The following is a 12,084-nucleotide window of genomic DNA, read 5'->3' on the forward strand; positions in this document are numbered from 1 at the left end:
CGTCCTGGCCTGCACTGGCAGACTCGCCAAATCAATGAAAACGGAATGAAATTCCGTCCAAAATGGCCACTGATTTGGTGGAATCAAGCAGGTGTAATGAGGGGAGTGATGCTCGGGAAATGCGGCGCCGACCACACCGCTCGCTGGCCGACCGGCGCCACCCGCCGCTGCAACCTCGCCCACTCTGCCGCCGACATCATCGGATGAAGCAGTCGAACGGCTGGGAACTCGCTCAAGTCCGGCCGGGGCTTCTCCTCTGGATCACCCCGTCCGGCGGCCGGTACCTCGCCCGATTGTCTCGTATCTGAGACAGAGGGGGTGTTCGGGGGGTGGGGCATCGGGCCGGGGCACGCTCCAATGGTGGGTATGGGTGTTCCTATGGTTGAGGTCGGGCCGGAGGCGCTGACGTTCGAGCAGGTCGTCGCGGTCGCGCGAGGTGGCGCCCGGGTCGGGCTGACCGATGAGGCGCTGAAGCTGATCGGTGCGGCGCGGGCCCATATCGAGGAGCTGTCGGCTCGCCCCCTGCCGGTCTATGGGGTTTCGACGGGGTTCGGGGCGCTCGCCACCCGGCACATCGCCCCCGGGTTGCGGGCGCAGTTGCAGCTCAACATCGTCCGGTCCCATGCGGCCGGGTCGGGGCCCGAGGTCGAGCGGGAGGTCGTCCGCGCGCTGATGCTGCTCAGGCTGCGGACGCTCGCCACCGGGCGGACCGGCGTCCAGCCCACGACGGCGCGGACGCTGGCGGAGCTGCTCAACGCCGGCATCACCCCGCAGGTCTTCGAGTACGGAAGTCTCGGGTGCTCGGGGGATCTCGCGCCGCTCGCCCATGTCGCGCTCGCGCTGATCGGTGAGGGGTCGGTCAGGGACGCGGACGGTGAGCTGAGGCCGGCGGCGGAGGCGCTCGGCGAGGCGGGGATCGCGCCGGTCGAGCTCGGCGCCAAGGAGGGGCTGGCCCTGCTGAACGGGACGGACGGGATGCTCGGCATGCTCGTCCTCGCCATCTGCGATCTGCGCGAGCTGCTCAGAGCGGCCGATGTCGCCGCCGCGATGACCGTCGAGGCCCTGCTGGGGACCGACCGGGTCTTCGCCGCCGATCTGCAGGCGCTCAGGCCGCATCCGGGGCAGGGCACGGCGGCGGCGAACCTGCGGGCGCTGCTCGCCGCGTCCGAGATCATGGAATCGCATCGCGGGCCCGACTGCACCCGTGTCCAGGACGCCTATTCGCTGCGGTGCGCACCCCAGGTGAACGGGGCCGCGCGCGACACCGTCGACCATGCCGAAGCGGTCGCGCGGCGGGAGATGGCTTCGGCCATCGACAATCCCGTCGTGCTGCCGGACGGACGCGTCGAGTCGAACGGCAATTTCCATGGGGCGCCCATCGCGTATGTGCTCGACTTCCTCGCGATTCCCGTGGCCGATGTCGCGTCCATGTCGGAGCGGCGCACCGACCGGCTGCTCGACAGGGGGCGTTCCGGCGGGCTGCCCGCCTTTCTCGCCGACGATCCGGGCGTCGACTCCGGGCACATGATCGCCCAGTATACGCAGGCCGGGATCGTGTCGGAGCTGAAACGGCTCGCGGTCCCGGCGAGCGCCGACTCCATTCCGAGTTCGGCCATGCAGGAAGACCACGTCTCGATGGGGTGGAACGCGGCCCGGAAACTGCGCCGGGCGGTGGACGGGCTGGCCCAGGTGATCGCCATCGAGATCCTCACCGCCGCGCGGGCCCTGGACCTGCGCACCCCGCTGCGTCCCGGTCCGGCGACCGGCGCCGTCGTCGCGAAGCTGCGCGAGGTCGTGCCGCCGCCTGGCCCGGACCGCTACCTCGCCCCCGAGATCGCCGCCGCGACCGCGATGGTCCGGGACGGCTCGCTGGTCGCCGCCGCCGAGACCGTCACCGGCCCGCTCTGCTGAAGGAGCCGAACATGTCAGGTCCCCGTCCCGTCCGCGCGCCGCGCGGCACCTCACTGACCGCCGCCAAGGGCTGGCCGCAGGAGGCCGCCCTGCGCATGATCCAGAACAACCTCGATCCCGAGGTCGCCGAGCACCCCGACGAGCTGGTCGTCTACGGCGGCTCGGGGAAGGCGGCCCGGAGCTGGGACGCCTTCGACGGCATCGTCCGGTCGCTGTCCGAACTGGAGGGGGACGAGACGCTGCTCGTCCAGTCCGGCAAACCGGTCGGGATCTTCCGGACGCACGAGTGGGCGCCCCGGGTGCTGATCGCCAACTCCAATCTCGTCCCGCAGTGGGCGACCTGGGAGGAGTTCCGGCGGCTGGAGTCGCTCGGCCTGACGATGTTCGGGCAGATGACCGCCGGGTCGTGGATCTACATCGGGACCCAGGGCATCCTGCAGGGGACGTACGAGACGTTCGCGGCGGTCGCGGAGAAGCGGTTCGGCGGCTCCCTGGAAGGGACGATCACGCTGACCGCCGGGCTCGGCGGGATGGGCGGTGCCCAGCCCCTCGCCGTCACGATGAACGGCGGTGTCGCGATCTGCGTGGAATGCGACCCGTCCCGGATCGAGCGGCGTGTCGCGCACCGGTACTGCGACGTGCGGGCGGAGTCGCTGGACGAGGCGCTGCGGCTGGCGGAAGAGGCCAGGACCGCGAGGCGCCCGCTGTCGATCGCCGTGCTGGGGAACGCCGCCGACATCGTCCCCGAACTGCTCGGGCGCGGTGCGCCGATCGACATCGTCACCGACCAGACCAGCGCGCACGACCCGCTGATGTACCTGCCGCGCGGCATCGCGTTCGAGGACATGGTGGCCGAGCGCGCCAAGGACCGGGACGGCTTCATCGCCAGGGCCCGGAACTCGATGGCCGCGCATGTCGAGGCGATGGTCGGATTCCAGGACGCCGGAGCCGAGGTCTTCGACTACGGGAACTCCATCCGCGGGGAGGCCCAGCTCGCCGGATACGCGCGCGCCTTCGAATTCCCCGGATTCGTGCCCGCCTATATCCGGCCGCTTTTCTGCGAGGGCAGGGGGCCGTTCCGCTGGGCGGCGCTGTCCGGTGACCCGAAGGACATCGCCCGGACCGACCAGGCCGTTCTCGACCTGTTCCCGGACAACGAGCCGCTGACCCGCTGGATCAGGATGGCGGGGGAGAAGGTGCGTTTCCAGGGGCTGCCGTCCCGGATCTGCTGGCTCGGCTACGGCGAGCGCGACAAGGCCGGTGAGGTCTTCAACGACCTGGTGGCGCGCGGTGAGATCAGCGCGCCGATCGTCCTCGGCCGCGACCACCTCGACTGCGGCTCGGTCGCCAGCCCGTACCGGGAGACCGAGGGCATGAAGGACGGTTCGGACGCGATCGCCGACTGGCCGCTCCTCAACGCCATGCTCAACACCGCGTCCGGCGCGACCTGGGTGTCCGTCCACCACGGCGGCGGGGTCGGCATCGGCCGGTCCATCCACGCGGGCCAAGTCTGCGTCGCGGACGGGACGGCCCTCGCCGGCGAGAAGCTCCGGCGTGTCCTGACCAACGACCCCGGCACCGGCGTCATGCGGCACGTGGACGCCGGATACGACCGCGCCGCCGAGGTCGCCGCTGAGCGCGGCGTCCGGATTCCCATGAATCCGTGAGCGGCAGCGAACCGGGGGGTGTGGGGGCGTCCCCCAGGGAGGGAGGGCCATGAGTTTCGAGGAGATGTGGGCGGAGTTGCTGCCGATCGGGCGGGACGAGACGTCCGGCGGCTACCACCGGTTCGCCTGGACCCCGCCCGAGCTGGAATGCCGTGCCTGGTTCCGGGACGAGGCGCGCCGCCGCGGCCTCGCCGTGGAGAACGACGCCAACGGCAACATGTTCGCCTGGTGGTTCCCGGAGGACGGAAAGCGGCACGACGCCGTCCTGACCGGCAGCCACCTCGATTCGGTGCCGGGCGGCGGAGCGTTCGACGGGCCGCTCGGCATCGTGTCCGCGTTCGCGGCGATCGACCTTCTCCGAGCACGCGGCGTCCGGCCGGAACGGCCGATCGGCATCGCGGCGTTCGCCGAGGAGGAGGGCGCCCGTTTCGGTGTGGCGTGCCTCGGGTCACGGCTGCTCTCTGGGGCGATCGACCCGGCGCGGGCGCGCGCGCTGACCGACGGTGGCGGCCACACCCTTGCCGAGGTCATGCACAACGCCGGCCTCGACCCCGCCGCGATCGGCCCTGACGACGACCTCCTCGGACGCGTCGCCTGCTACGTCGAACTCCACGTCGAACAGGGCAGAGCCCTGGAGCAGCCGGTCGGGGTGGCCGGTTCGATCGTCCCGCACGGCCGGTGGCGGTTCGGGTTCGCCGGCGAGGGCAACCACGCCGGGACGACCGCCCTGGGCGACCGCCGCGACCCGATGCTGCCGTTCGCCCGCATGGTCATCGCTGCACGGGAGGCCGCCGAACGCAACGGCACGGTCGCGACCGTGGGCAAGGTGGCGGTCGTGCCGGGCGGGGTGAACGCGATCGCCTCGTCCGTCACCGCCTGGCTGGACGCCCGCGGCCCGGCCGACGACGCCGTCCGCCGCACCGTGAAGGAGATCGACGAGGCCGCCCGCGTCGCCGCGCGCCCGCACCGGGTGTGCGTCGAGTTCGCCGAGGAGTCCTACACCGAGATCGTCGACTTCAACCTCGCCCTGCGCGACCGGGTCGACAGGGCCCTGGACGGCGTGCCCGTCCTGCCGACCGGCGCGGGCCACGACGCGGGCGTCCTGTCGGCACGGCTGCCGACCGCGATGCTGTTCGTCCGGAACCCGACGGGGGTCTCGCACGCGCCCGCCGAGTTCGCCGAACCGGCGGACTGCCTGGCCGGAGTGGAGGCCCTTGCCGCGGTACTGGACGACCTGGCGCGCGGGTAGGGGTTCCGGTATGCAGTGGCATGCCCAGTTCGCCTGGCTCGGAGACGGTGTGGCGGCCGATGTGCTCATCGAGGCCGACGGCGAGCGCATCACGAGCATCGCGCCCGGCGTCCCGTCCGCCCCCCACGCCCAGCGGCTGCCCGGCCTGACTCTTCCGGGCCTCGCCGACGCCCACTCCCACGCCTTCCACCGCGCCCTCCGCTCCCGCGTCCAGGCCCACTCCGGGACGTTCTGGACGTGGCGGGAGCAGATGTACAAGGTCGCCGACCGGCTCGACCCCGAGTCCTACCGCGCCCTCGCCACCGCCGTGTTCGCCGAGATGGCCCTCGCCGGGATCAGCTGCGTCGGTGAGTTCCACTACCTGCACCACCGGCCCGGCGGCGCCCCGTACCCGAACCCGAACGCGATGGGCGAGGCGCTGATCACCGCCGCGGCCGACGCCGGAATCCGGATCACCCTCCTCGACGCCTGCTATCTCACCGGCGGCATCGGCCGTCCGCTGCAGGGGCCGCAGCTCCGGTTCGGCGACGGCACCGCCGGCAACTGGGCGCGCCGCGTCGACAGCCTCTACGAGCAGATCGGCAAGGCGGGCCGGCTGCACGCCCGCGTCGGCGCCGCGATCCACTCCGTCCGGGCGGTGCCGCGTGAGCAGGTGCGGGCCGTCGCGTCCTGGGCGCGGGAGCACCGCGCGCCCCTGCACGTCCACCTGTCCGAGCAGCCGGCGGAGAACGAGGCGTGCCTGGACGCCTACGGCATGACGCCGACCCGCCTGCTCGCCGAGTCGGGGGCGCTCGGCGCGCTCACCACCGCCGTCCATGCGACGCACCTCACCGACGAGGACATCGGCCTCCTCGGGACGACCATGACCGGCGTGTGCATGTGCCCGACCACCGAACGCGACCTCGCCGACGGCATCGGCCCCGCGCGCGCTTTGGCCGATGCGGGTTCCCCCATCTATCTCGGCTCCGACCAGCACGCGGTCATCGACATGTTCGAGGAGGCCCGCGCCGTCGAACTGGACGAACGCCTCCGCACCCGCGCCCGCGGCCACTGGACGGCCGGGGAACTGCTCGCCGCCGCCACGTCCAACGGCCACTACGGGCTCGGCTGGCCCGAGGCGGGACGCCTGGAACCCGGTGCCTACGCCGACCTGGTGACCGTCGACCTCGGCTCCGTCCGCACCGCCGGCGCGGGGCCCGGCTACGCCGCCGAGGCCGCCGTCTTCGCCGCCACCGGCGCCGACGTCCGGCATGTCGTGGTGTCCGGCCGCCCGGTCGTGCACGACGGCCGCCACCTGCTGATCGACGACGTCCCCGCCGCCCTCGCCGAGGCCGTCACCGCCGTCACCCGGGAGGAGCCTGCTTGAGCACGGTCATCAGGAACATCGGGGAACTGGTCACCAACGACCCCGGCGCCGGCGACGGCCTGGCCGTCGTCCGGGACGCGGCCCTGGTGATCGAGGACGGCGCCGTCGCGTGGACGGGCCCGTCCACGCGGGCGCCCGCCGCCGACGAGTCGTTCGACGCCGCCGGACGCGCCGTCCTGCCCGGCTTCGTCGACTCCCACGCGCACCTCGTCTTCGCCGGTGAACGCGCCGAGGAGTTCGCCGCCCGGATGAGCGGCCGCAAGTACGCGGCGGGCGGCATCCGCACGACCGTCGCCCGCACCCGTGCCGCCTCCGACGACGACCTGCGCGCCAACCTGCGCCGCCTGGTCGGCGAGATGGCCCGCCAGGGCACCACGACGGTCGAATGCAAGTCCGGCTACGGCCTCACGGTCGAACAGGAGGAACGCGCCGTCCGCATCGCCGCCGAGGTCGCCGACGAGGTCACCTACCTGGGCGCCCACGTCGTCCCCGCCGAATACAAGCACGACCCCGCCTCCTATGTGCGGCTGGCCGCGACCGAGATGCTCTCGGCCTGTGCCCCGCACGCCCGCTGGGTGGACGTCTTCTGCGAGGAAGGCGCCTTCGACGCCGGTGAGGCCCGCGAGGTCCTGGAGGCCGGCGTGAAAGCCGGCCTGACCCCCCGCCTGCACGCGAACCAGCTCACCCAAGGCCCCGCCGTGCGACTCGCGGTTGACCTGGACGCCGCGTCCGCCGACCACTGCACCTTCCTCAGCGACGCCGACGTGGACGCTCTGGCCTCGTCCCAGACTGTCGCGACCCTCCTGCCCGGCGTCGAGTTCTCCACCCGCCAGCCGTACCCCGACGCCCGCCGCCTCCTGGACGCGGGCGCCACCGTCGCCCTCGCCACCGACTGCAACCCGGGCTCCTGCTACAGCTCGAGCATGGCGTTCTGCATCGCCGTGGCCGTCCGCGACATGCGCATGACACCGGCCGAGGCCGTCTGGTCCGCCACCGCCGGCGGCGCCCGCGCCCTCCGCCGCACCGATGTCGGCCACCTCGGCGTGGGCGCGCGCGCCGACGTCCATGTCCTGGACGCCGCGTCCCACATTCACCTCGCCTACCGCCCCGGCGTCCCGCAGACGGCGGCGGTGTGGAAGCGAGGGCGCCGGGTGTGACGGTCAGGCGGGGAGCCCTATCGCAAGGTCCGGCCACCCGATCTGGATCTCGAACGGAATGGTCACATTGAGCGCCCAGAGGTCTCGATCTCGATGAGTGGTTCCGATCCTGGAATAGGACGTATCCGTGCCCATTAGGGCATAATGCTCAACGATCGTCGCGCCCAGTTCATCGAACTGAACGATCAGATAGTGTGGGATGAGCGCTTTGGCGTACTCGCCCATTTTGTGGATGCGGTCTCTTGACTCCGACCAGCGCGAGATCACCTCGGCGACGATGACCGCGTCTCCGGCTTCGAGCATTTCGAACTGCTCACGACAGCGGTGCACTATCGCATCGGGCTTGCGGACCGTCAGCGGAACCTCCCACAGCCGGAGCGGCACTTCGGTGTTGACCTCGTAGCACGTCGAGGTGCTTGCGGAGTGGCCGGCCCGGTACTTGAGCACCGCGGCCTCGAAGGCGCCGGCGAGGCGGAACGCCGTCTTCTGGTGGGGGCGGTCGCGCGGTTCGCGAGGGATCAGGTTCCCTTCGACGACTTCGGACTCGCGCCTTACCTCTTCGTCGAGGGCGAGATATTCTTCCAGGGTCAGCGGATGAAGCCGTTCCAGTTCGTTCATCGTCATGTCGCCATCATCATGGTTCCGCACGTGACTTGTCCTCCAGATAACGGCGGTTGACCCTTATGAGGGGTTTCTGGTTCCGGGTTATGTAGTCCGTTGCGAGGACCTCGGCCACGAAGAGGGTGTGGTCGCCGGTTTCCACGGCCTGGCGGGTTTCGCATTCCAGGGCGGAAACCCCGGTTTCGGGAATCAGGGCGCCGGAGTGTTCGCCGCGGTGATGGGGGTCGGCGGCCAGGAGGATACGGGCGCTGGGCCGGCCCTCGGCGGCGAAGCGGCCCGCCAGGGCGCGCTGGGACGCGGAGAGGACGGTCGCGGCCCAGCGGCTCTGGCGGTTCAGGACCTCCGACAGGTAGGACGATGTCGCCACGCTCGCCAGGACCATCGGGGGCTCCAGCGAGACCGACATGAACGAGGTGACCGTGGTGCCGAGGTCGTCGCGGCCGTCGCGGACGGTCAGCACGACCACGCCCGTGGCGAAGCCCGCGACGGCCTCGACGAAGTCGCCGCTCAGCGGATCTCCCAGGTGCCCGGGAGGGTGAGCGGGCCCGCGGCGGGCAGGCCGAGCCGGGCGGCGAGGCCGCCGAGGGAGCCCCAGGCGTCGAAGCGGGCGGACGCGGCGGTGCGGTCCTCGCTGGACTCCGGCGGGCGGAGCCGCTCCAGCGGCGAGGTGTGCGGGTAGAGGCGGACCGGCGCGTCGGCGGCCAGGCCGGACTTCTTGCGGGCCAGGGCGAAGGCCATGTCGAGGCCGCCGAGTTCGTCGACGAGACCGTGTTCCCTGGCGTCGGCGCCCGTCCAGACCCGGCCCCGGGCCAGTTCGTGGACGCGTTCGCGGGACAGGCCCCGGCCCTCGGCGACCTTCGCGGTGAAGTCGTCGTAGATCCGGTCGAGGGAGGCGTTGACCCGCTCCCACTCGGAGTCGCTGAAGTCCTTGGTGGCGCTCAGCATGCGGGCGTGGTCGCCGTCGGCGACCGCGCCGAGCCCGATGCCGACGCGGTCCAGCAGGCCGTTCACCACGGCCTTGCCGACGACGACGCCGATCGAGCCGGTGAGCGTGCCGGGCTGCGCGACGATCGTGTCCGCGGCCATCGACACGTAGTAGCCGCCGGACGCGGCGACGTTGCCCATCGACACGATCACCGGCTTGCCGGCGCGGCGGGCGAGCACGACCTCGCGCCAGATCGCGTCGGACGCGACGGCGGAGCCGCCGGGGCTGTTCACGCGGAACACGATGGCCTTGACGCGGTCGTCCTTCACGGCGGCGCGGAACGCGGCGCCGATCGTGTCCGAGCCCATCGCCGGGCCGGAGTTCGGCAGCGGGCCGCCGCGTCCGCTGCGGCCGAGCCGGATCGGCCCGTGCCCGTTGATCAGCGCGACGACGTCCTGCCCGCCGGGCTGCGGCAGCCGGCGCGTGAGTCCGTGCGTGCGGCTGTAGCGGGAGACGTAGCGCAGTTGCGCCTCCTCGCCGAACTGCTCGCGCAGGTCGGCGTAGACCTCGTCGCGGTAGGCGAGCCGGTCGACGAGGCTCTCCTCCAGGGCCTCGTCGGCGAGGAACGGGCCGCGGTCGACGAGGTCGCGGACCTTGTCCTCCGGCAGGCCGCGGGCGGCGGCGATCCCGGCGGTGATCTGCTCGCCGAGCGAGGTGACGAGCCGCCGGGACGACTCCTCGTGCTCGGGCGTGTACGTCTTCTCCATGAACGTGTTCGCCATGGTCTTGTACTCATGCCGCTTGGCGAACCGAGGCTGGATGCCCGCCTTCTCCAGGGCGCCCGCGAAGAACGGCTCCTCGATCGCGACACCGGTCAGCCCGACCTCGCCCGTGGGCTGCAGGTAGATCTTGTCGAACGCGGTGGCCAGGTAGAACGGCACGGTGCCGCGGCCGCCCTCGCCGAACGTCTCGGCCCAGGCGACGGTGTGCTTGCCCGCGTCCCGCAGCGCCTGGACGGCCTCGCGCAGTTCCTGGACGAGCGCCAGCCCGATGCCGCCGGAGACCTTCACGACGAGGGCGCGGACCCGGCTGTCGGAGCGGGCGCGGCGCAGCCCGTCCAGGACGTCCCGCAGGTTCGTCCGGCGCATGGACAGGATCGCCGAGATCGGATCGGCGGGCGCGGTCTCCACGATGCCCTCGGTGAGGTCGAGTTCGAGGATCAGTGGGGCCGTCCGCCGGTCGCGGGCCTGTTTGATCACGTTGACGACTGTGCCGGGATCCACCATGGCCCCCAGCCTATGCGTTCGGCCGCGCCCTTCCCGCGCCCTCGGTCAGCGGGCGAACGCCTTGTTCGGGATCACGCTCGCGGACGCCTGGGCCACGGGACGGCCGCGCGCGTCGCTGATCACGGCGTTGGACACCATGCGGGTGCCGCCGGGGTGCACGCACGTCCCGGTCACCGTGTACGTCTCACCGGCCTGGACACCGCGCAGGTAGTCGACGTTCAGGTTGAGCGTGAGCATCGGCATGAAGTGCTCGCCCGTGCTGCTCGCCGCCAGGCAGACGGCGTTGTCGAGGATCATCGCGATGTAGCCGCCGTGCACGGTGCCGCCGGGGTTGCAGAGCCGGTCCGCGGGCGTCCACGCGATGTCCACCCGGCCCGGCTCGGCGGACGTGAGGACCTGCCCGATGTAGTGGTTGATGTCGGAGATCTGGGGGAACCGCCCGTCCGCCATCGCCTGGATCAGTTCGGCGCCCGACAGGGTGTTCCACAGGTGGGCGGCCTCCCGGTGGGCCTGCGGGGTCGCCTCGCCGCTCAACTCGCTCTCCCTGCTCACGGTGATCTCCGAATGTTATTCGGTGATCGCGGACCCGGCACTGTGCCGTTCATCACGGGTGCCCGGCGCTATCGTCGGATGCATGGGAGACGGCGATGGATGGGCCGGCTGCGAGCTCGGGCACACCCACTGGGGACGGTTCGGTGCCGCGGGGCTGCTCGCCTACCACCGCGACCCCGGCGGCCAACTGTGGATCCTGCTGCAGCAGCGCGCCTGGTGGGGGATCGGCGGCGGAACGTGGGGCATGTTCGGCGGCGCGCTGCACAGCCACGAGGACGTCGTGTCGGGCGCGCTGCGCGAGACGTCCGAGGAGTGCACGCTCGACACCGAGGTGGTCGCGGTGCACGGCACCAGCGTCGAGGACCATGGCGGCTGGTCGTACACGTCCGTGATGGGATCGCTGTCCGAGCGCCTTCCCGTGGACCCCGCGTCGCGGGAGACGCGCAGGGCCGAATGGGTGCGCGCCGAGGAGGTCACCGAGCGCAGGCTGTTCGAGCCGTTCGCGCGGTCATGGCCCCGTCTGCAGGACGCGATGCGGCGGCTCGTCCTCGTCGTGGACGCGGCGAACGTCGTGGGCGCGCGTGCGGACGGCTGGTGGAAGGACCGTGCCGGAGCCAACGCGCGGCTCCGCGACGACCTGAAGGCCCTGGGCGGCGGCGTGCAGGGGCTGCCCGGCGGTGTCGTCCCGTTCGACCGCTGCTTTCCCGAGGTCGTCCTGGTCGTCGAGGGTGCCGCGCGGCGGGTCGCGGACGAGCCGTCCGACGGGGTGAAGGTCGTGGCCGCGCCCGGCAGCGGCGACGACCGGATCGTGGACCTCCTGCGGCAGGACCGTCCCGACACCGCGCACCTCGTCGTCACGGCCGACCGGGAACTGCGCGCCCGCTGCGAGGCCGCGGGCGCCGCCGTCACCGGCCCGCGCTGGCTCCTCGACCGCCTTTAGACCTCGGCTAGACCTCGACGCGGTGGCCCGCGTCGCGCAGCGCCGCCGTCGCGTCCTTCAGCCGGTGCTCGGGAACGAGGACGAGATCGGCATGGTACGTGGACGCGACGAAAACGGGCACCTCGGCGTCCGCCAGCGGCCCCACGATCGCCGCCGGCGTACCGGGCACGTCCCGCCCGCGGCCTGCGCCGCCGTAGAAGCCGACCCAGCGTTCCGCTTCGGCGAACGATGATGCGTCCCGCACGATGGTGAGGCCCTCGGGGGCCCGCACCAGCGCGATCCACTCGTCGTCCTCCGGGAACGTCGCGTGGGGCAGGTGCTCCACCGTGAACTGGCCGGGGACGATGTGCAGGCGCGTACCCCCGTGGGGGGACGGCTCTCCGCGCCGCATGGAGAAGCCTTCGGTCATG

At 72.1% G+C, this 12,084-nt stretch carries 11 protein-coding genes; 6 read left to right on the forward strand and 5 right to left on the reverse strand.

Annotated features, from left to right (window positions below; translation table 11 throughout):
- Window positions 1-366 precede the first annotated feature (366 nt).
- Genes hutH through hutI form a run of 5 tightly spaced genes read left to right on the forward strand, consistent with a single transcriptional unit; the run spans window position 367 to window position 7,350 of the window.
- Window positions 367-1,911 carry a histidine ammonia-lyase gene (gene hutH, locus ACQP1N_RS09985; RefSeq protein WP_433230639.1) on the forward strand — a complete coding sequence of 515 codons (1,545 nt, stop codon included), beginning with the start codon at window positions 367-369 and terminating at the stop codon, window positions 1,909-1,911.
- Window positions 1,912-1,922: 11 nt separating this feature from the next.
- Window positions 1,923-3,578, forward strand: coding sequence for a urocanate hydratase (gene hutU / locus ACQP1N_RS09990; protein ID WP_067804899.1), 1,656 nt, complete (start codon window positions 1,923-1,925; stop codon window positions 3,576-3,578).
- A 49-nt stretch (window positions 3,579-3,627) separates the two neighbouring features.
- Window positions 3,628-4,827, forward strand: coding sequence for an allantoate amidohydrolase (locus ACQP1N_RS09995; RefSeq protein ID WP_067804902.1), 1,200 nt, complete (start codon window positions 3,628-3,630; stop codon window positions 4,825-4,827).
- 10 nt (window positions 4,828-4,837) lie between these two features.
- Window positions 4,838-6,193 (forward strand): formimidoylglutamate deiminase, encoded by a 1,356-nt coding sequence (locus ACQP1N_RS10000; RefSeq protein ID WP_067804906.1) that lies wholly within the window; start codon window positions 4,838-4,840, stop codon window positions 6,191-6,193.
- Window positions 6,190-7,350 carry an imidazolonepropionase gene (gene hutI / locus ACQP1N_RS10005; RefSeq protein ID WP_433230644.1) on the forward strand — a complete coding sequence of 387 codons (1,161 nt, stop codon included), beginning with the start codon at window positions 6,190-6,192 and terminating at the stop codon, window positions 7,348-7,350. The genes ACQP1N_RS10000 and hutI overlap by 4 nt, the downstream gene beginning before the upstream one ends.
- Before the next feature lie 3 nt (window positions 7,351-7,353).
- Here the strand turns inward: hutI and ACQP1N_RS10010 are convergent, their stop codons facing one another.
- Genes ACQP1N_RS10010 through ACQP1N_RS10025 form a run of 4 tightly spaced genes read right to left on the reverse strand, consistent with a single transcriptional unit; the run spans window position 7,354 to window position 10,734 of the window.
- Window positions 7,354-7,974 carry a Uma2 family endonuclease gene (locus ACQP1N_RS10010; RefSeq protein WP_433230647.1) on the reverse strand — a complete coding sequence of 207 codons (621 nt, stop codon included), beginning with the start codon at window positions 7,972-7,974 and terminating at the stop codon, window positions 7,354-7,356.
- A 10-nt stretch (window positions 7,975-7,984) separates the two neighbouring features.
- Window positions 7,985-8,437 carry a flavin reductase family protein gene (locus ACQP1N_RS10015; RefSeq protein ID WP_433230650.1) on the reverse strand — a complete coding sequence of 151 codons (453 nt, stop codon included), beginning with the start codon at window positions 8,435-8,437 and terminating at the stop codon, window positions 7,985-7,987.
- A 41-nt stretch (window positions 8,438-8,478) separates the two neighbouring features.
- Window positions 8,479-10,182 (reverse strand): signal peptide peptidase SppA, encoded by a 1,704-nt coding sequence (gene sppA, locus ACQP1N_RS10020; RefSeq protein WP_433230653.1) that lies wholly within the window; start codon window positions 10,180-10,182, stop codon window positions 8,479-8,481.
- Window positions 10,183-10,227: 45 nt separating this feature from the next.
- Entirely contained in the window at window positions 10,228-10,734 is a 507-nt protein-coding gene (locus ACQP1N_RS10025) for a PaaI family thioesterase (RefSeq protein WP_242609007.1), read from the reverse strand.
- A gap of 82 nt (window positions 10,735-10,816) precedes the next feature.
- On the opposite strand from ACQP1N_RS10025, the gene ACQP1N_RS10030 reads away from it, so the two are divergent.
- Window positions 10,817-11,674: an NUDIX domain-containing protein gene (locus ACQP1N_RS10030; RefSeq protein WP_067804924.1), complete on the forward strand. Its 858-nt coding sequence runs from the start codon at window positions 10,817-10,819 to the stop codon at window positions 11,672-11,674.
- A 7-nt stretch (window positions 11,675-11,681) separates the two neighbouring features.
- Here the strand turns inward: ACQP1N_RS10030 and ACQP1N_RS10035 are convergent, their stop codons facing one another.
- Complete coding sequence (locus ACQP1N_RS10035; RefSeq protein WP_242609008.1) at window positions 11,682-12,083, reverse strand: ACT domain-containing protein; 402 nt, start codon at window positions 12,081-12,083, stop codon at window positions 11,682-11,684.
- Window position 12,084: the final 1 nt, after the last annotated feature.

The organism is Actinomadura formosensis (genome assembly GCF_050948385.1).
GTDB lineage: Bacteria > Actinomycetota > Actinomycetes > Streptosporangiales > Streptosporangiaceae > Spirillospora > Spirillospora formosensis.

What these genes read in the sequence shown, in the direction of transcription:
- ACQP1N_RS10030 (WP_067804924.1), top strand. Translation starts at nt 10,817, where the DNA reads ATGGGAGACGGCGATGGATGGGCCGGCTGCGAGCTCGGGCACACCCAC.
- sppA (WP_433230653.1), bottom strand. Translation starts at nt 10,182, where the DNA reads ATGGTGGATCCCGGCACAGTCGTCAACGTGATCAAACAGGCCCGCGAC.
- ACQP1N_RS09995 (WP_067804902.1), top strand. Translation starts at nt 3,628, where the DNA reads ATGAGTTTCGAGGAGATGTGGGCGGAGTTGCTGCCGATCGGGCGGGAC.
- ACQP1N_RS10010 (WP_433230647.1), bottom strand. Translation starts at nt 7,974, where the DNA reads ATGACGATGAACGAACTGGAACGGCTTCATCCGCTGACCCTGGAAGAA.
- ACQP1N_RS10000 (WP_067804906.1), top strand. Translation starts at nt 4,838, where the DNA reads ATGCAGTGGCATGCCCAGTTCGCCTGGCTCGGAGACGGTGTGGCGGCC.
- hutH (WP_433230639.1), top strand. Translation starts at nt 367, where the DNA reads ATGGGTGTTCCTATGGTTGAGGTCGGGCCGGAGGCGCTGACGTTCGAG.
- ACQP1N_RS10035 (WP_242609008.1), bottom strand. Translation starts at nt 12,083, where the DNA reads ATGACCGAAGGCTTCTCCATGCGGCGCGGAGAGCCGTCCCCCCACGGG.
- hutU (WP_067804899.1), top strand. Translation starts at nt 1,923, where the DNA reads ATGTCAGGTCCCCGTCCCGTCCGCGCGCCGCGCGGCACCTCACTGACC.